The sequence below is a fragment of the Chitinophaga japonensis genome (assembly GCF_007830125.1).
Taxonomy (GTDB): Bacteria; Bacteroidota; Bacteroidia; order Chitinophagales; family Chitinophagaceae; genus Chitinophaga; species Chitinophaga japonensis.
In genome coordinates this window covers 376,303-393,152 of the sequence record NZ_VLLG01000005.1, presented here as the reverse complement: position 1 = coordinate 393,152, position 16,850 = coordinate 376,303, and the positions used below count along the sequence as shown (strand labels likewise).

Annotated in this window: 14 protein-coding genes; 7 read left to right on the top strand and 7 right to left on the bottom strand. The window is 53.5% G+C overall.

Annotated elements, in window-relative coordinates; all coding sequences use genetic code 11:
• The first annotated feature begins 141 nt into the window (after positions 1 to 141).
• From LX66_RS22920 to LX66_RS22890, 7 genes are all read left to right on the top strand, one after another.
• The gene (locus tag LX66_RS22920) at positions 142 to 2,517 is read left to right on the top strand and encodes an ABC transporter permease (RefSeq protein WP_145717812.1); all 2,376 of its coding nucleotides are present in this window, start codon (positions 142 to 144) and stop codon (positions 2,515 to 2,517) included.
• Positions 2,518 to 2,682: 165 nt separating this feature from the next.
• Positions 2,683 to 3,114, top strand: a complete 432-nt coding sequence (locus LX66_RS22915) for a MarR family winged helix-turn-helix transcriptional regulator (protein ID WP_145717810.1) — start codon at positions 2,683 to 2,685, stop codon at positions 3,112 to 3,114.
• 171 nt (positions 3,115 to 3,285) lie between these two features.
• The gene (locus LX66_RS22910; protein WP_145717809.1) at positions 3,286 to 4,161 is read left to right on the top strand and encodes a helix-turn-helix domain-containing protein; all 876 of its coding nucleotides are present in this window, start codon (positions 3,286 to 3,288) and stop codon (positions 4,159 to 4,161) included.
• A gap of 440 nt (positions 4,162 to 4,601) precedes the next feature.
• Positions 4,602 to 5,741, top strand: coding sequence for an efflux RND transporter periplasmic adaptor subunit (locus tag LX66_RS22905; RefSeq protein ID WP_145717808.1), 1,140 nt, complete (start codon positions 4,602 to 4,604; stop codon positions 5,739 to 5,741).
• A 77-nt stretch (positions 5,742 to 5,818) separates the two neighbouring features.
• Positions 5,819 to 8,995 carry an efflux RND transporter permease subunit gene (locus tag LX66_RS22900; RefSeq protein WP_145717807.1) on the top strand — a complete coding sequence of 1,059 codons (3,177 nt, stop codon included), beginning with the start codon at positions 5,819 to 5,821 and terminating at the stop codon, positions 8,993 to 8,995.
• A gap of 30 nt (positions 8,996 to 9,025) precedes the next feature.
• Positions 9,026 to 10,438, top strand: a complete 1,413-nt coding sequence (locus LX66_RS22895; RefSeq protein WP_145717806.1) for an efflux transporter outer membrane subunit — start codon at positions 9,026 to 9,028, stop codon at positions 10,436 to 10,438.
• A gap of 255 nt (positions 10,439 to 10,693) precedes the next feature.
• Positions 10,694 to 11,971 (top strand): sensor histidine kinase, encoded by a 1,278-nt coding sequence (locus tag LX66_RS22890; protein WP_145717804.1) that lies wholly within the window; start codon positions 10,694 to 10,696, stop codon positions 11,969 to 11,971.
• Here the strand turns inward: LX66_RS22890 and LX66_RS22885 are convergent.
• From LX66_RS22885 to LX66_RS22855, 7 genes are all read right to left on the bottom strand, one after another.
• Entirely contained in the window at positions 11,943 to 12,989 is a 1,047-nt protein-coding gene (locus LX66_RS22885; RefSeq protein ID WP_145717803.1) for an aldo/keto reductase, read from the bottom strand. The two genes, LX66_RS22890 and LX66_RS22885, sit on opposite strands and share 29 nt — an antisense overlap.
• Before the next feature lie 31 nt (positions 12,990 to 13,020).
• Complete coding sequence (locus LX66_RS22880) at positions 13,021 to 14,259, bottom strand: RNA polymerase sigma factor (RefSeq protein WP_145717802.1); 1,239 nt, start codon at positions 14,257 to 14,259, stop codon at positions 13,021 to 13,023.
• An 8-nt stretch (positions 14,260 to 14,267) separates the two neighbouring features.
• Positions 14,268 to 14,624, bottom strand: coding sequence for a YciI family protein (locus LX66_RS22875; protein WP_145717801.1), 357 nt, complete (start codon positions 14,622 to 14,624; stop codon positions 14,268 to 14,270).
• A 92-nt stretch (positions 14,625 to 14,716) separates the two neighbouring features.
• Positions 14,717 to 15,067 carry a DUF488 domain-containing protein gene (locus LX66_RS22870; RefSeq protein ID WP_145717800.1) on the bottom strand — a complete coding sequence of 117 codons (351 nt, stop codon included), beginning with the start codon at positions 15,065 to 15,067 and terminating at the stop codon, positions 14,717 to 14,719.
• Between the two features lie 33 nt (positions 15,068 to 15,100).
• The gene (locus LX66_RS22865) at positions 15,101 to 15,490 is read right to left on the bottom strand and encodes a group III truncated hemoglobin (protein ID WP_145717799.1); all 390 of its coding nucleotides are present in this window, start codon (positions 15,488 to 15,490) and stop codon (positions 15,101 to 15,103) included.
• Between the two features lie 24 nt (positions 15,491 to 15,514).
• Positions 15,515 to 15,949 carry an RrF2 family transcriptional regulator gene (locus LX66_RS22860; RefSeq protein WP_145717797.1) on the bottom strand — a complete coding sequence of 145 codons (435 nt, stop codon included), beginning with the start codon at positions 15,947 to 15,949 and terminating at the stop codon, positions 15,515 to 15,517.
• Between the two features lie 87 nt (positions 15,950 to 16,036).
• Positions 16,037 to 16,663: a hypothetical protein gene (locus LX66_RS22855; RefSeq protein WP_145717796.1), complete on the bottom strand. Its 627-nt coding sequence runs from the start codon at positions 16,661 to 16,663 to the stop codon at positions 16,037 to 16,039.
• Positions 16,664 to 16,850: the final 187 nt, after the last annotated feature.

Sequence of the window (16,850 nt, the reverse complement as noted above, 5' to 3'; positions counted from 1 at the left end):
CATCCGGTTGTTTTAAAAACGAACAGCCATGACCGGAAGCGGACAGTAGGCCGGGGCGCCGGATGTTTAATGGGTTGATTATTAATGCTGTATTTGTCTGGCATCCTCTTGGTACGGGAGCTGTAAACATAAAAACGGCGCATGTTCTCCAACTACCTGAAAATTGCCTGGCGTAACCTCGTCAATAATAAGATATACAGTGCGATCAATATCCTGGGGCTGGCCACCGGTATGGCAGTGGCCCTGCTGATCGCTTTATGGGTATACCAGGAATGCACCTACGACCGCTTCCTGCCCGATCATGAGCGCCTGTACCAGGTAAAGCGGAACTATAACAGCAACGGGGATATCCTCACTTTCAGCACCACTTCCCTGAAACTTGCGGATGCGCTGCGGAACACGATCCCTGAAATTGAATACCTGGCGGAAACGGACTGGATGGGGCCCCACGGGCTAAAGGTCGGTGACCGCAAGCTATACCTGCCCGGCGCCATGGCCGGCGGCGACTTCCTGAAAATATTCGGTTTCCCGCTGCTGGAAGGCACGGCGGCCGGCGTGTTGCGGGAGCCCTTTTCCATTGTGCTCACACAAACCGCCGCTCGGGCATTATTCGGTAATGAAAATGCGGTAGGCAAAATTGTCCGGATAGATAACCTGCATGACCTGAAGGTGACCGGCATCCTCAAAGACCTGCCGGCCGGTTCCACCTTCCAGTTTAAGTACCTGGTGCCTTTCAGCTATTACGAGCAGACCAGGGACTGGGTAAAGAATGCGCGCAACGGCTCCTTTAGCTGGAATAGCTTCCAGCAGTTCGTAAAGCTGAAAGCGGGCGTTAGCTATGCACAGGTGGCGCGTAAAATAAAGGGCATTGAGAAAAGCGAGGACAACCTGCACGCACAAAACTCCGATGTGATCCTGCAGCGCTTTGACCGGCTGCACCTGCATAACAACTACAAGAATGGGGAAGAGTCCGGCGGTTTTATCGAATATATACGGATATTCAGCGTGGTGGGGGTGCTGGTGCTGCTGATCGCCTGTATCAACTTTATCAACCTCACTACGGCGCGCTCTGCAAAACGGGGCAGGGAAGTGGGCATCCGTAAAGCCATCGGCTCGCAACGCCGGTCCCTGGTATTGCAGTTCCTTACAGAATCTTTCCTGTTTGCGGGTATCGCATTTGTGCTGGCCATTATCATGGTGCAACTGGCCTTGCCTGCTTTCAACAGCCTTACCGGCAGTGCTATTGCCATTCCCTTTTTTAACACTGTTTTCTGGGGGCTGATGCTGGGAGCCATGCTGCTGATCGGGTGCATGGCCGGCGCCCGCCCGGCTTTCTACCTGTCCTCCTTTCACCCGGTAAAAACACTGAAAGGGGCGGCGCAGTCCGGCCGTTCCGCCGCTTTTTCCCGCAAGGTGCTGGTGGTGGTGCAGTTTAGCTGCTCGGTAGCGCTTATCATTTGCACCCTGGTGGTGTACCGCCAGGTGCAGCATGCAAAGGACCGTCCTGCCGGTTACGCGATCAACCGGCTGATGGTGACCAATACAAACAAGGACCTTTACAACAATTATACGGCCCTGAAAGATGAATTGCTGCAAAGCGGGCTGGTAACGTCCGTTACCAGTGCCTCCAGCCCCGCTACCTGGATCGAATGGCATTCCAATATAGACCAGTGGCCCGGTAAGTACCCGGATGAGACCGTGGAAATGGGCATTATAAAAACCCGCGCCGATTATTTCCGCACCATGGGCATGCAGTTGTTAAGCGGGCGGGATTTTACCGGCAATTACAAAACAGATTCCCTGGATGTGATCTTCAATGAAGCCGCCGTTAAAAGGCTCCGGCTCAAAGATCCGGTCAACCAGGTGATTACCTGGGATGAAAGCCAATACCGGGTAATCGGCGTGGTTAAAGATGCCCTGATGGCATCGCCTTTTACCGGCGCGGATCCCACCATGTTCGTGGCTGGCGCAGTACCTGATAATTTTGTGATGTACCGTTTGTCGCCGGCCGTACAGCCGCATACCGCTGTTGAAAAGCTCTCAAAAATATTTGGCAGGTACAGCCCCGCTTTTCCCTACACCTATGATTTTGCGGACGTGCAGTACAGCGGCAAGTTCCGGCAGGAGCTGCTGATGGGGCGCCTGTCCGGCATCCTGGCCGTGCTGGCCATTCTCATATCCTGCCTGGGCCTGTTTGGCCTGGCGGCTTTCGTGGCAGAGCAGCGCACCAAGGAAATAGGGGTGCGGAAAGTGCTGGGCGCTTCCGTGGCCCAGGTATGGGTGCTGCTGTCCAAAGATTTCCTCTGGCTGGTGCTGATCAGTTGCTGTGTGGCCACGCCTGCGGCCCTGTACTTTTTACAGCACTGGCTGCAGCAGTATGAGTACCGCATTGCGCTGGGGCCGGATGTATTTATTGTAGCCGCCTTACTGGCGCTCTCCATTACGTTGATCACGGTAAGCTTCCAATCTGTTAAAGCCGCACTGGCCGACCCGGTAAAAAGCCTGCGGGCGGAATAAGTCCTGATCTTCCCCGGGGCCTGCCGTTTTTTTTGCACACCCACTTGTTTAGCTGGCTAATTATTTCTACTTTTACTCCGTAAAAACGGGGCAGGGTTGCATAATGTGTTGTAGATCAGCCATCAAGCCGTTCCAAGTACGAAATCAAAAAAACTGATAAATGTGATGAATAAGATACCGGTGAATGAAACGGTGAGCTATTTACTATCGCGGATCTGCAAAGCGCACCGGAACCGGGCGAATGAGCTGCTGGCCACCCTTGACCTGCATGCGGGGCAGGAGCTGCTCCTGCAGCAGATCCACCAGCAGGAGGGAATTACGCTGAACGAGCTGACCTGCGGCATGTGCGTATCCGCCGTCACTGTAACACGGACCGTGGAGCGCCTGGAGAAGAATGGCTTCCTGAAAAAGATCCGCTGCATGGCCGATCAGCGCTCCGTAAGGGTATATCTCACGGAAAAGGGGAAGAAAGCCGTGGAAAGCGTCACCGAAAAGATGTGGGAGGAGCTGGAAAAGGAAACAGTAGCCAATTTATCTACCGAGGAAAGGCTGCTGCTGAAACGGCTGATGATGCAGGTGCTCAAAAATTTGTCCTGATCGTTAGCTGACTAAATACTTATCTAGTGGAATTTAATAATAAATTATTTATAAATGCTGGCAGGAAGATTTTAGCTTTGCGGAAATGATGTGAGTGTTCTGTACTAAACCGTAGTGAAAAGCCGCCTTTATCAACGCTGCCTGCTTATTTACCACTCAAAATGATGTCGCATGAAGAACAATGTGTTAATACCCGTTGTTGATCTTAATAAGCATTTACCCGGTTCAAACGCGATCGAGGGGTTTAGCATTGGCCGTTCTGCGTACTGGCCATCCGTGCAGCAGCCGCACCGGCATACCGGCTTTACCATCACCCTGCTGCTATCCGGCCAGGTGACACAGTATATTGACTTTGAGAAATATACCGTGACCGCGCCGGCGGTGATCCTGCTGGCGCCGGACCAGGTGCACCAGCATGGGGAGGAGCGGGCAGCCCATGAGGCGGTGTTCATTCATTTTGACAAGGATTTCCTGCTGGCCGAATCACAGGGAATGCTGAACTGCTGGGCCTGCGTTTTCTACAAACGGGCCATCCCCGTAAAGGAAGCGCAGATGCAGGAGCTGGTGAACTTTGCCGGGCTGATATTAAAGGAGTACGGCAACATACGCCCCCTGCGCGAAAGCATTGTCCGCAACCTGCTCAATGCCCTGATCATGGCCTGCGCACGCCTACCGCAGCACAATGTGGCCTACATGCAACTGGTGGATACCGCGCAGAACCGCATGGTACGGCAGTTCAACGAGCTGTCTGACCAGCACTTCCGGGATAAGACGCAGGTGGCCAATTACGCGGATATGATGCACGTAACGCCAGGGCACCTGAATGATACGATCAAGGCAACGGTAGGGAAGACCGCCAAACAGGTAATTGACGAAAAACGGATCATGGAAGCCAAGCGCCTGCTGTTCTGGGGAGAGCTGTCCGTAAAGGAGATCGCCTGGCAACTGAATTTTGAAGATGATGCGTACTTTAACCGGTTTTTTAAGAAACATACCGGGCAAACACCCGTGATGTTCCAGCGGAGTATCCGTGAAAAGTACAATTAATACCGTAATTTGTTAAATATTAATCGTCTGGGCCTTTATTACCTTTGCATAAGATTTATACTAATATGAAAATTTAAGAACACATACCCGCGGACCTGTAACAAAATAGCATACAATTCCGTATAAGGTACGCAAGATGGGTGCGAGCCATGTCACATTACTCTTGGCCATTTCTGTTAAAACTACTACCCGATAACTGTCACTAAAACTACACCTTCTGCTGCTTGAGAAAGTAAATGGGACCATTGTGTCCTGGATGCAGGGGTTGGATCGTCATAAACAACATAACACTATAACACATGGAACCGATCCGTCCACAGGCGGAGTGGTTGCGTGAGACCTTAAAAAATAAACACTACACGATGAAACCATTTTTGAAAACAATGAACACTCACAGGCCTTATGGCTTTCTTTATAACTATAGTAAATCCGGTATAGTTATGAGATCAGCCGTTTTAAGTTTACTGGCAGTATTGCTATATAGCTGTGGTTCAAACCAGGCAGGCGCACCGCCGCCGCAGCCCCCGCAATTGCCTGTTATGTCGGTTACCCCGGCGCCGGCCACCACTTACCTGGAATTTCCTGCTTCGCTGGAAGGAAAGGTGAATGTGGAAGTGCGCCCGCAGGTATCCGGTTACCTGGAAAGGATATTTGTAGATGAAGGCGCCTATGTAAAAGCAGGTCAGCCTTTGTTTAAAATAGATCCCAAGGTATACGCCGAGCAACTGAACAGCGCTAAATCCAACGTGCTTGCTGCCCAGGCCAACCTGGAACGCGCCCAGGTGGAAGTAGACCGCCTGGCCCCCCTGGTGGACAATAACGTTGTTTCCGATGTGCAGTTAAAGACGGCAAAGGCCAACTATGAAGCAGCCAAAGCTGCCGTAGCCCAGGCTAAAGCGGCAGTAGGCGGCGCCCAGATCAATGTAGGTTATACCCTGGTCACTGCACCGGTAAGCGGCTACATTGGAAGAATACCTTATAAAATAGGTAGCCTGGTAAGCAACAGCGATGCCGAGCCGCTCACCCTGCTTTCCGATGTACGGGAAATGTACGCTTACTTCGCGATGAGCGAGGCGGATTTTATTGCATTCGGGAACAAATTTGCCGGCAAAACGATCGAGGAGAAATTAAAACAGGTACCGCCCGTAGAGCTGATACTGGCAGACAACAGCACCTTTGCCCAGAAAGGCAAAATAGAAACGATAGAGGGGCAGTTTGATAAAACAACCGGCGCTATCAGCTTCCGTGCTACGTTTCCCAATGCCGGCGGCATACTGCGCACCGGTAATACAGGCACCATAAGGCTGGTACAGCCCATCGACTCCGCCATCAAGATACCGCAGGAAGCCACCTTCGAGATACAGGACAAAGTGTTTGTGTATACGGTAGCTGACAGCAATAAAGTAGCCAGCAGGCCTATCAGCATTGCCGGGCAAACAACCAACTACTACTTTGTAAGCGACGGATTGAAAGCAGGTGAAAAAATTGTTTTATCCGGCACCGGCAGTTTAAAAGACGGCGCTGTTATTACGCCTCAGCCGGTATCGGCGGATAGTGTGCTCAAGTCAAAACCATTGTAAGTGGCAGGCTATACTTTACCCGTAAAGTATAACGTGCGGAAATCGATTTTACTTGCAATCTAAAAAGTGAACTTATCATGTTAAGAAGATTTATATTAAGGCCGGTTCTTTCTACGGTAGTGTCCATCCTGCTGCTATTACTGGGCCTTATATCTTACTGGGCCTTGCCGGTTACCTTGTTCCCGGACATTGCGCCGCCCAGCGTAACGGTTACCGCTTCCTACCCCGGGGCCAACGCCGAGGTAGTGGCCCGCTCGGTGGCTAACCCGATAGAAGAAGCGGTGAATGGCGTGGAGAATATGACCTATATGACCTCCAACTCCAGTAACGACGGTAGCATGGTGCTGACGGTTTTTTTCAAACAGGGAACCGATCCGGATATTGCCGCGGTAAACGTGCAGAACCGGGTGTCCAAAGCCACCAGCCAGTTGCCCACAGAAGTAGTAACAGCGGGTATCAGCACGCAAAAGGTGCAGAACGGCTTCATCATGTTCATGGGTTTGTATAGTGAAGACCCTAAGCAATACGATGAAAAGTTCCTGCAGAACTATATCAAGATCAACCTGATCCCGCAGATACAGCGTGTACCGGGCGTGGCACAGGCGCAGATCTTTGGCGCCAAGGATTATTCCATGCGTATCTGGTTAAAACCCGATCGCCTGGCTGCCAACAACCTGGCGCCGCAGGATGTGCTGGACGCGATCAGGGACCAGAATATAGAAGCGGCCCCGGGCCGTTTGGGTGAAAGCAGCCAGGAAACCTTTGAGTACGTGCTGAAGTATAAGGGAAAGTTGAACGTGGGAGAGGACTACGAGAATATCGTGGTAAAAGCAAACAGCGACGGGTCTATGCTGCGCCTGAAAGACGTGGCCCGCATAGAGTTCGGTTCCCTGTCCTATGGCGCCAATAACCTGCTGGACGGGAAGCCCGCTGCCGGTTTTGCCATTATCCAGACAGCAGGCTCCAACGCCAACGAGATACTTGAACAGATCGAAGACCTGCTGGTGGATTTCAGGGCCTCCCTGCCCAAGGGGGTGAAGACCGAGATCATGTACAACGCCAAGGACTTCCTGGACGCTTCCATATACCAGGTGCGTGAAACGCTGGTGATCGCATTTGTGCTGGTGTTCCTGGTAGTGTTCATATTCCTGCAGGATTTCCGTTCTACATTGATCCCCGCCATAGCGGTGCCGGTAGCCATTGTGGGTACCTTCTTCTTCCTGCAGTTGTTTGGTTTCAGTATCAACCTGCTTACCCTGTTCGCGCTGGTGCTGGCCATCGGTATCGTGGTGGATGATGCGATCGTGGTGGTGGAAGCTGTGCATGCCAAAATGGAGCAAACACGCTGGCCGGCAAGAAAGGCTACCCTTAAATCAATGGACGAAATATCAGGCGCTATCATATCCATTACCCTGGTGATGTCCGCGGTATTTATACCCGTTGGCTTTATGCAGGGCCCGGCAGGCGTGTTCTACCGGCAGTTTGCCTTCACGCTGGCCATTGCCATCCTTATTTCAGCCGTGAACGCCCTGACCCTGAGCCCCGCTTTGTGTGCGTTGTTCCTGAAAAATGAGCATGGGGAAGAAGGCAACGGTCACGGTAAGAAAACAGGATTTGGAAGCCGGTTCTTTAACGCCTTTAACACTGCGTTCAGGGCGATGACCAACCGCTATGTGAGGAGCCTGGGCTTCCTGGTGCGCCGTAAATGGATTGCCATCGGCCTCCTGGTCATTATCACGGCAGGCGCCTTCTTACTGGCCAAGAGAACGCCTACGGGCTTCATCCCTACGGAAGATCAGAGCTTTATATTATATGCGTTGAACACGCCGCCTGGCAGTTCCCTGGACAGGACCCATAAATCTACCGAAACCTTGAATGGTATGCTGGGGCAGAACGCCGCGGTGCAACATATATGGACGGTGGACGGTTTCAACTTTATCAGCAATGCCGCCGCATCACCTTATGCCGCAGGTTTTATACGGCTGAAAGACAAGCATGAAAGAGGTCCCGTAAAAGGGATTGACCAGATCACCGGCATGATGTACGGGCCGGCGAGCCAGTTGAAGGACGCCAGCGCCTTCTTCTTCACCTTCCCCACCGTGCAGGGCTTTGGTAACGTGAGCGGTTTTGAGTTCATGCTGCAGGACCGGCGGGGCGGTCCCCTGGACCAGTTGGGCAATAACGCATGGGGCTTCATCGGCGCGCTGATGCAAAGAAAAGAGATCGGTGCGGCCTTTACTACCTTTTCTGCCGGCAACCCGCAATACCAGGTGGAAGTGGATAATTTTAAAGCCAAGCAGTTGGGCGTAGCTATCAGCAACCTGATGCAGACCTTGCAGATATACTACGGCAGCAGCTATGTTTCGGATTTTAACCGCTTTGGAAAGTACTATCGCGTGATCGCGCAGGCCGATGTGCCTTATCGTAACGATGTTAAATCGCTCGACGGTATTTATGTGAAGAATAACCAGGACCAGATGGTGCCGGTGAAATCACTGGTGACCCTGAAACGTGTATATGGCCCTGAAACGGTAACCCGTAACAACCTGTTCAACGCCGTTACCATCAACGGTACGCCCGCACCGGGTTACAGTACCGGGGACGCCATTAAGGCCATTGAGGAAACGGCAAAACAGGCCCTGCCCAAAGATTACGGGTATGAATGGACCGGCGCCACCCGCGAGGAGATCAGCGCAGGTAACCAGCAGACCTATATCTTCCTGCTCAGCATTGTGTTCGTGTACTTCCTGCTGGCAGCGCAGTATGAAAGCTACGTGTTGCCGCTGGCTGTTATCCTGACCATACCAACCGGTATCCTGGGGGTATTTGCCTTCATCGGTTTTGCCGGCCTGGATAATAACATCTATGTGCAGATAGGTATGATCATGCTGATAGGGTTGCTGGCCAAGAACGCCATCCTGATCGTGGAGTTTGCCGTGCAGCGGCGACGCAACGGTATGGGCCTGGTGGAGTCGGCGCTGGCCGGTTCCAGGGCAAGGCTTCGTCCCATCCTGATGACCTCCTTTGCCTTCATTGTAGGTTTGATACCCCTGGTATTTGTACAGGAAGGATCGGCCATTGGTAACCACTCTATTGGATACAGCGCTATCGGTGGCATGCTTACCGGTGTGATCCTGGGTGTGTTTATCATCCCTGTGCTGTACGTTATTTTCCAGTATTTACAGGAGAAAATAACAGGCCGCGCCGGCTTGAGGGTGTATGAGGAAGAGATGGAAGAAGAAGTGGCTTTATAGACATAATCTAACTTAATCTGAATAGTAAAGATGCAAAAGAAATTATTCATTCAAATCTTTCTGCCGATAGTTGTAGTGCTGGCAGCTTGCCGGGTGGGTCGCAATTATGAGCGGCCTGCCCTGGCACTGCCGGAACATTTCAATAGCCCTGCAACGGCGCCATCCGACAGCAGCATTGCAGGTGTGGAGTGGAGGCAGTTCTTTCAGGACCCCACCCTGGTGGCGTTGATAGACAGTACGCTGAAAGGTAACTACGACCTGCAGTTGGCGTTAAAGCGCATAGAAAGCGCGCAGGAATACGTAAAGCAGGCCAAGGTAGCCTGGCTGCCCTCACTGGGCCTGCAGGCCACGGCCAATACCACCTCTCCCTCCAAGAACAGCCTGAACGGCATCAGCCTGAGCACCTTTTTGGGAGCCTCTCACATTGAGGACTATACGCTGGCGGCCAACCTTTCCTGGGAAATAGACGTATGGGGAAAGATAAAGCGACAAAAGGAAGCGGCCCTGGCCAGCTACCTGCAGAGCTATGAAGGCGCCCGCGCCGTGCAAACGGAGATCGTGGCCAATGTAGCCAACAGCTACTATAACCTGCTGATGCTCGATGAGCAGTTGCAGATAGCTAAGTACAATGTAGCGCTGAGCGATTCCATCGTACAGATGATACAGTTGCAGAAAGCCGCCGGCGATGTTACGCAACTGGCCGTGCAGCAGGCCATCGCACAGCAGCAGACGGCCGCTTTGCTGGTGCCCCAGTTGGAGCAGGGCATCGCCATACAGGAAAATGCCCTGAAAATACTGGCAGGCCAGTTACCGGACACGGTTACACGCAGCACTACGCTGGAAGAGATCCGCATGTGGGATCACCTCTCCACCGGCGTGCCGGCAGAGCTGATCAGCAAGCGCCCGGACGTGCGGTCGGCAGAAATGGAGCTGGTAGCCGCCAATGCACAGGTAGGCGTGGCGCAGGCCAGCATGTACCCGTCGCTGACGATCACCGGTACCGGCGGGCTGAATTCCTACAAGTTTTCCAATTGGTTTGATATCAACTCCCTGTTCGGTACGGTAGCCGGCGGCCTCACACAGCCGGTATTCCAGCGCCGCCAGCTTAAAACGCAGTTGGAAGTGGCAAAGATAGCGCGGGAAGAAGCGGCCATCCGTTTCCGCCAGCAGGCGCTGAACGCCATCGGGGAAGTGAGCAACGCCCTGGTGACGCTGGACAAGCTGCAGACCCGGCGCCAGATAGCTACCGACCAGGTAGAGACCCTGCAGGTAGCCATTCAGCAGGCCCGCATGCTGTTCCGCAGCGGCCTGGCCAACTACCTGGAAGTGATCACTGCCCAGAGCAATGCCCTGCAGGCGCAACTGACCCGCGCCGATGTGGTAAGGCAGCAACTGAGCGCCAGCGTAGAGCTGTACCGCTCCCTGGGAGGAGGATGGAAATAAGTTAGCAGTTTGTAGTTGGCAGTTGGTGGTCAAGGGGAAGAATATCAGTACTGCCGGCTGCTGATTACAAACTGCAAACTGACCATAAAAGGATTTGACTGTAAGATTGGTATTAGGTAAAGACAGATTGGACTTAAGATACGCCGTACGGATTGTGCGGCGTTTTTTTTGCCGGGCTCTTCTGTTTAAGGGATAAATTAATGGCGTGAATATTGATGAGTTTTTTTATATTACCGGACAAAGCTTTATACGCTTATGGAGACCGACAAATTCCGTGATGCTGCATTTATCCCTGTTGCCTCCCAGCCGCTGAGCGGGGAGTTGGGTGAGCGCCTCCGTGCTCTCCTGGCAGTTACCAACAACACCCCGGACCTGATCTATGTATTTGACCTGGAGTACCGCTTTACCTATGCCAATGCAGCCCTGCTGACGATGTGGGGGAAAACCTGGGAGCAGGCCATCGGCAGAAACCTGCTGGAGATCGGGTATGAGCCCTGGCACGCCGAGATGCATGAACGCGAAATAGACCAGGTAGTGGCCACGCGGGAATCTATCCGGGGTGAGGTATCTTTTCCACATGCTGTGCTCGGTAAGCGGATATATGACTACATTTTTGTTCCCGTTGTAAATGCACAGGGAGTGGTGGAAGCGGTGGCCGGCACCACCCGCGATATCACCGATATCCGGCGGGCGGAAGAGGCCCTGCAACGAAGCCGGGAGCAACTGGAGGCCCAGGTAAAGGAGCGCACCCAGGCCCTGCACCGCTCTAACGAAGACCTGCAGCAATTTGCGCATGTAGCTTCCCATGATATGAAAGAACCGGTGCGCAAGGTGCTGGTATTTGCCAACCTGGTGAAGGAAGAGTGCCAGCAGCAATTGAGCGGCAAAGGGATGCGTTACCTCGACAAAGTGCTGGATTCGGCCAGGCGTATCTATGCCCTGGTAGACGGCATCCTTTCCTTTTCCTCCTTCCAGGCAATAGCGCCGCCATCCGGGAGGGTAGATCTGAACGACATCATACGTGACATTGAGAGCGACCTGGAAATGTTGATCCGCCGGAAGCAGGCCACCATCCGGTATGAGGGGCTGCCGGTGATAGACGGTTTTCCCCTGCTTATTTCACAGTTATTCTCCAACCTGGTCAGCAACGCGCTTAAATTTACCCGGGAAACGCCCAGTCCCGTCATCCGCATTAGCGCGCAGCCCGCGCCGGCGCATGAAGTGGAGGCGGCAGGGCTGGACGAAGGCCGCGCCTATACGAAGATCGTGCTGCAGGACAACGGGATCGGTTTTGACCAGCAATATGCCGAAAGGATCTTCCAGACCTTTTCCCGGCTGCATACGCAGGGCCGGTTTGAAGGCACCGGCCTGGGGCTGGCGCTCTGCCGTAAGATCGTGGAGCGGCATGGCGGTGCTATCCGGGCCAGTGGAAAGGAAAACGAGGGCGCCACGTTTACGATCATCTTACCGTTGCAGCAGCAACCGCAGGGAGCTGACCGGCAGGTCAGCTCCCTGGATAAAATGGAGGAATAGGATTCAGGGTAAGGTTTTGCCGCTGGTGCCAGTAAGGGTAAATGGTGGGCGTTTCGCTGGCGGCATCCAGTGCTTTCACCTGTTCCACGGTTAGGTTCCAGCCCACGGCGTCCAGGTTCTGCTGCAGTTGCGCTTCATTTCTTGCCCCGATGATGATGCTCGATACGGTGGGCCTTTGCAGCAGCCAGTTAATGGCCACCTGCGCTACAGTTTTGCCCGTTTCCGCGGCTACTTTATCCAGCGCGTCAATAATATTGTAAAATACTTCCTCTTTTACCACCATTTCCGGGATAGGGCTGCCGCCCTGCGCCACGCGGGCGTCTGCCGGTAAGGGCTGGTTGCGCCGGTACCGGCCGCCCAGCCGTCCGGCCGCCAGGGGAGACCATACCAGGGCGCCCACCCGCTGGTCAAGGCCCAGGGGCATCAGTTCCCATTCATATTCCCGGTTAGCCAGCGAGTAATAGACCTGGTGGGCCACATAACGGTGCCACCCGTATTTTTCCGAAACGGCCAGTGATTTCATCAGGTGCCAGCCGGAAAAGTTGGAAGCCGCAATGTAGCGCACTTTCCCGCTTTGCACCAGGTCGTCCAGGGTACGCAGGGTTTCCTCTACGGGCGTATTGCCGTCAAAACCGTGCATGTGGTATACGTCAATGTAGTCGGTATGCAGGCGTTTGAGGCTGCCTTCTACCTGGCGCAGCAGGTGAAAACGGGACGATCCCTGGCTGTTGGGACCAGTGCCAAAGGGAAACGTAGCTTTCGTGGAAAGCAGCAGCCGGTCGCGCTTGCCGGCAATGGCCTTGCCCAGTATCTCTTCCGCCATCCCCTGCGAGTAGGTATTGGCGGTATCAAAAAAGTTTACGCCTGCATCCAGGCACCTGTCTATCATGCGGGTGGCTTCCGCTACCTGGGTGCTTCCCCAGGCTTTGAAGAATTCCGTGCCGCCGCCAAAAGTAGCCGTGCCCAGGCAGAGTACAGGTACCTGCAGGCCGGATGCTCCCAGTTGTCTGTATTCCATACGGTCTTTGTTTTATGATCCGCTAAAAATACTAAACTTCAGGCGTTGCGCCCGGACCGTTCATCCTTTGCCGGATCGCATGCCGGTCTGCATCCGTTTTTGCCAGTGAAAGGGCGCGCCGGAAATGTTGCAGGGCGTTGGCCTGGTCAATGCCTGTGTACAGCTCTCCCAGCAGCAGGTGGTAAAAGTGATGATCCGCCAGGTCCAGCTTTTCTGCTGCAGCAAGGGCCACCTGTTTGCCCCGGGCTTTGGAAAGCGCGTAGGTCCTGTTCAGTGCGGCAATAGGAGAGTAGGCAACCAGCAGCAGTTGGTTATAGAGTTGTAAGATGTGCTCCCATTTTTCCTTCGTATCCGCCGGCTGCGTATTCCAGTAAGCAATGCCTGCTTCCAGGTGATACCTGGAGAGCTGGCGGCCGCTGGAGGCGCGGTGTAAAAAATAGCCGCCCTTGCTGATGAGGTCTGTGTTCCACAGGCTGGTATCCTGCGCTTCATACAGCACCAGCTCCCCCTGCGCATTGACCCTTGCATCAAACCGGGAGGCGTGAAAGCACATGAGCGCCAGCAGTGCGTTGGCAGCCGGCTGGTTGGTGGGCTCATTTTCCACCAGCATGGTGCAAAGGCGCATGGCCTCAAAACAGAGCTCGCGGCGCAGGGTCTTATCCTGGCTGATGGAATAATAACCTTCATTGAACAACAGGTAAATGGTGGCCAGCACGGCAGACAGCCGTTCTTCCATTTCAGCAGGAGCAGGCCACCCGATATGCACCTTTGCTTCCCGGAGCTTTTCTTTGGCCCGGAACAGCCTTTTGTTGATGGTGTCCTTACCGGTGAGAAAAGCGTTGGCAATTTCATCGATCCCAAAACCGCAAAGAATGCGCAGCGACAGCCCGATCTGCGCTTCCACCGGGATGGCCGGGTGGCAAACCGCAAACATCATCTGCAACTGGCTGTCATTGATGTTTTGCGGCGACAGGTCTATTTCGTCCGTAGCGGACGCCTGGTCTTTCAATACCGGCGCCACGCTGTTGGCAAACACCTGGTCCCGCTGCAGGTGATTCTTTGCTTTATTCTTCGCCACGTTGTACAGCCAGGCCACCGGGTTGGGTGGAATGCCTTTCAGGCCCCAGGTTTGCGCGGCCGTCAGGAAGGTATCGCTGGCAATATCCTCCGCCGTGGCTATCTGCTCAAACCCGAAGCGCTTGCAAAGTACCGCCACTATTTTCCGGTATTCTGTTCTGAACAGGTGTGGTATGAGGGGCCCCTCGTTCATAAAGCGCTTTAGCAGTTATGGTGTTCCGTCACCACTTTTCTAACTTCCACGGTATTGCCCTCGCCTTCCAGTATCGGGCATTCCCGGGCAAAGCTCACCGCCTCGTCAAAATCCCGGGCCTTTATGATAATAAAGCCCGCCAGCGATTCCTTGATCTCGGCATAAGGCCCGTCCGTCATCACGTTGTTGTACTTCAGGACCTTGCCTTCGGTAGACAGTCCTTTGCCGCCCACGAACTTGTTCTGAGCGGCAATACCGCCCACCCAGTCATAATACTGCTTCATGTATACCTCCAGTTGCTCCGGTGAAGGCTGGGCTTCTTTGGTAAGGATGTCCAGGCGCATCAGCAATAAGTACTCGTCCATTTTTTTAAGGTTTAAATGTGATTAAATATATGCATTACACCCTTATAACAAGTGAGACGGTCCTGATTGGACATCCGGGGGAAAAAATATTTTCAGTGCAGCAGCCTGTTAACATAGTCGCGCAATACCAGCGCGTGGTTGTGCGCTTCGTCTTTGGCCGCATAGAGGAAGGTGACGGTGGCCTGCTGCCGGATGATGGACAGCAGTTCTTCCACGGCAGATGATCCTGCCAGTTCCGCGGTATACCGTTCCCTGAAATCATGCCAGCGGGCGGGGTCCTGGTGCAGCCATTTTCTTAATGCGGTAGAAGGAGCGACCTCCTTCAGCCAGCGGTCCATACGGGCGGCATCCTTCGCTATGCCACGGGGCCACAGGCGGTCCACCAGGATGCGGTAGCCGTCTGCCGGCGCCGGGGCGTCATATATGCGTTTAACGTGTATCATAGCGTGAGCGGCTGATACAATAAAGTTACGGGTTTACAGCAAAGGTGTGCCGGTGCCGTTCCGGTAATAGTCGAGCTTGGACATGAACATAAGGGCCATTTTACCGCCCCTCCATTTAGCTTCTTCTGCTTTGGGACCGGCAAAAAGGCTGTCCACCGTTTCATGCCAGTGGCGCAGCCAGGTATCAAAATGGGCCTGCTCAATGGGGAGCTGGGCATGGGGAGGGAAGGGCCTGCCAAAATAGGTATGCTCTTCCAGCAGCACCGTTTGCCAGAACCGGTACATTTTTTCCAGGTGCACCGGCCAGCGGTCCTGTATCACGCCGTTAAAGATCGGTCCCAGCAATTCATCCGCCTGTACCTTTTCATAGAAAGTGTTCACCAGCAGTTGTATATCCTCCATCACGGTTATATCCTTCATCATGCAAAATATTTGAAAGCCCGGTGGCTAGGGCCGCTTCAGGAAAGTCAGGTTTTGTTCCAGTTGTGCCGTAAACGTCCCGATCTTTGCCTGTTCCAGCATGGCATGCAGCTCATTCCTCACTTTTTTGAAAGCATGGTGAATGGGGCAGGGCTGTGCCTCTGAGCACTGCGGCAGGCCAAGGCCGCAACCTGAAAAAAGCTGTTCACCGTCCGTAGCTACTACGATGTCCGCCAGGGAGCGGCGTAAGGAGGCTTTATCCAGGTAGAAGCCGCCGTTCGGGCCTTTTATGGATTGCAATAACTGTTTCCTGCCAAGCTCCTGCAGAATCTTGGCGATAAAAGGCTCGGGCGCATCAATGCCTTTGGCTATTTCCCTGATGCCCACTTTACCGCCGTCTTTAGTGGCCTGGGCGATAAAGATCACGGCGCGAATGGCATATTCACAGGTCTTGGAAAACATTCCGGTTTCGTTTACCAGGCAAAGATAACGCATTGCCTGCAATAAAGGACAATAAACTCTTTTATTTTGTCCGCCGGATAGCCTCCGTCATTCCACCTGTTCCAGCCGGTAAGCGGAGGGGCCGCGCTTCAGGGTATACCGGATCGTTTTCCTGGGTACGGTATCTCCCGCTTCGGCCATGCCAATGGGGAAGGAGCGTACCACATACCCCTTTTCAATGTAGAGGGAATCATGCCCCATATAGTTTTCAGCGTCTTCGGAGGTCAGCTCCGGGAAACTGATGGGCAGGTTACCCTGCTGGTCAATAGCATATGCATATACCTTGGTAAAGTCTGCACTGTCGGCGCCCCTGGCAAAGCAGTATACTTCCGGCTGGCCGTCATTATCCAGGTCTGCGGCCTCACAGTAGTAGATGCTGCCTTCCATCGGCGTATTTACTTCCGCAAAGGAACTGGCGCTGTCATTACCGGTAATTACAAGGCGGCGCAGCGTATCTTCCCCTTTTGCGTTCACGACAAACGAATATTGTTTGAAGGTCACGGTCTGGTTAAAATCCGATCCGGTGGCCATAGCAGCGGAGTCTGCAGGAGGCGCCGCATCTAATAAGGTAGTGTCGTTCTCCCCGGCATTCCTGTTATTATTACAGGCCCATGCAGCCAGTAATCCTATGCCTCCCAATGCCAGCAGTACCAGCTTTTTTGATGCATGTATCATAGCTCGCTTTTTATACAGAAGGCCCAAATGCTGTACCATTTTGACCAGGCTGAGCACGGCGGCAGCGGCCCTGCAACTGTTCCGGCAGATCGCTCCCCGTTTGGTATTCGCACTTAACAGTGTAAAGCATGCGCTGAAGTCTTTCTCAATTTTTCCATCCATCAAAAAATAAGTTGGGATTTTCGGA

Excerpts from the sequence above, each read along its gene's own strand:
- LX66_RS22920 (WP_145717812.1), top strand. The coding sequence starts at position 142 with ATGTTCTCCAACTACCTGAAAATTGCCTGGCGTAACCTCGTCAATAAT.
- LX66_RS22860 (WP_145717797.1), bottom strand. The coding sequence starts at position 15,949 with ATGTTTTCCAAGACCTGTGAATATGCCATTCGCGCCGTGATCTTTATC.
- LX66_RS22855 (WP_145717796.1), bottom strand. The coding sequence starts at position 16,663 with ATGATACATGCATCAAAAAAGCTGGTACTGCTGGCATTGGGAGGCATA.
- LX66_RS22900 (WP_145717807.1), top strand. The coding sequence starts at position 5,819 with ATGTTAAGAAGATTTATATTAAGGCCGGTTCTTTCTACGGTAGTGTCC.
- LX66_RS22895 (WP_145717806.1), top strand. The coding sequence starts at position 9,026 with ATGCAAAAGAAATTATTCATTCAAATCTTTCTGCCGATAGTTGTAGTG.
- LX66_RS22885 (WP_145717803.1), bottom strand. The coding sequence starts at position 12,989 with ATGGAATACAGACAACTGGGAGCATCCGGCCTGCAGGTACCTGTACTC.
- LX66_RS22915 (WP_145717810.1), top strand. The coding sequence starts at position 2,683 with ATGAATAAGATACCGGTGAATGAAACGGTGAGCTATTTACTATCGCGG.
- LX66_RS22870 (WP_145717800.1), bottom strand. The coding sequence starts at position 15,067 with ATGATACACGTTAAACGCATATATGACGCCCCGGCGCCGGCAGACGGC.
- LX66_RS22880 (WP_145717802.1), bottom strand. The coding sequence starts at position 14,259 with ATGAACGAGGGGCCCCTCATACCACACCTGTTCAGAACAGAATACCGG.
- LX66_RS22890 (WP_145717804.1), top strand. The coding sequence starts at position 10,694 with ATGGAGACCGACAAATTCCGTGATGCTGCATTTATCCCTGTTGCCTCC.
- LX66_RS22865 (WP_145717799.1), bottom strand. The coding sequence starts at position 15,490 with ATGATGAAGGATATAACCGTGATGGAGGATATACAACTGCTGGTGAAC.
- LX66_RS22875 (WP_145717801.1), bottom strand. The coding sequence starts at position 14,624 with ATGGACGAGTACTTATTGCTGATGCGCCTGGACATCCTTACCAAAGAA.
- LX66_RS22910 (WP_145717809.1), top strand. The coding sequence starts at position 3,286 with ATGAAGAACAATGTGTTAATACCCGTTGTTGATCTTAATAAGCATTTA.
- LX66_RS22905 (WP_145717808.1), top strand. The coding sequence starts at position 4,602 with ATGAGATCAGCCGTTTTAAGTTTACTGGCAGTATTGCTATATAGCTGT.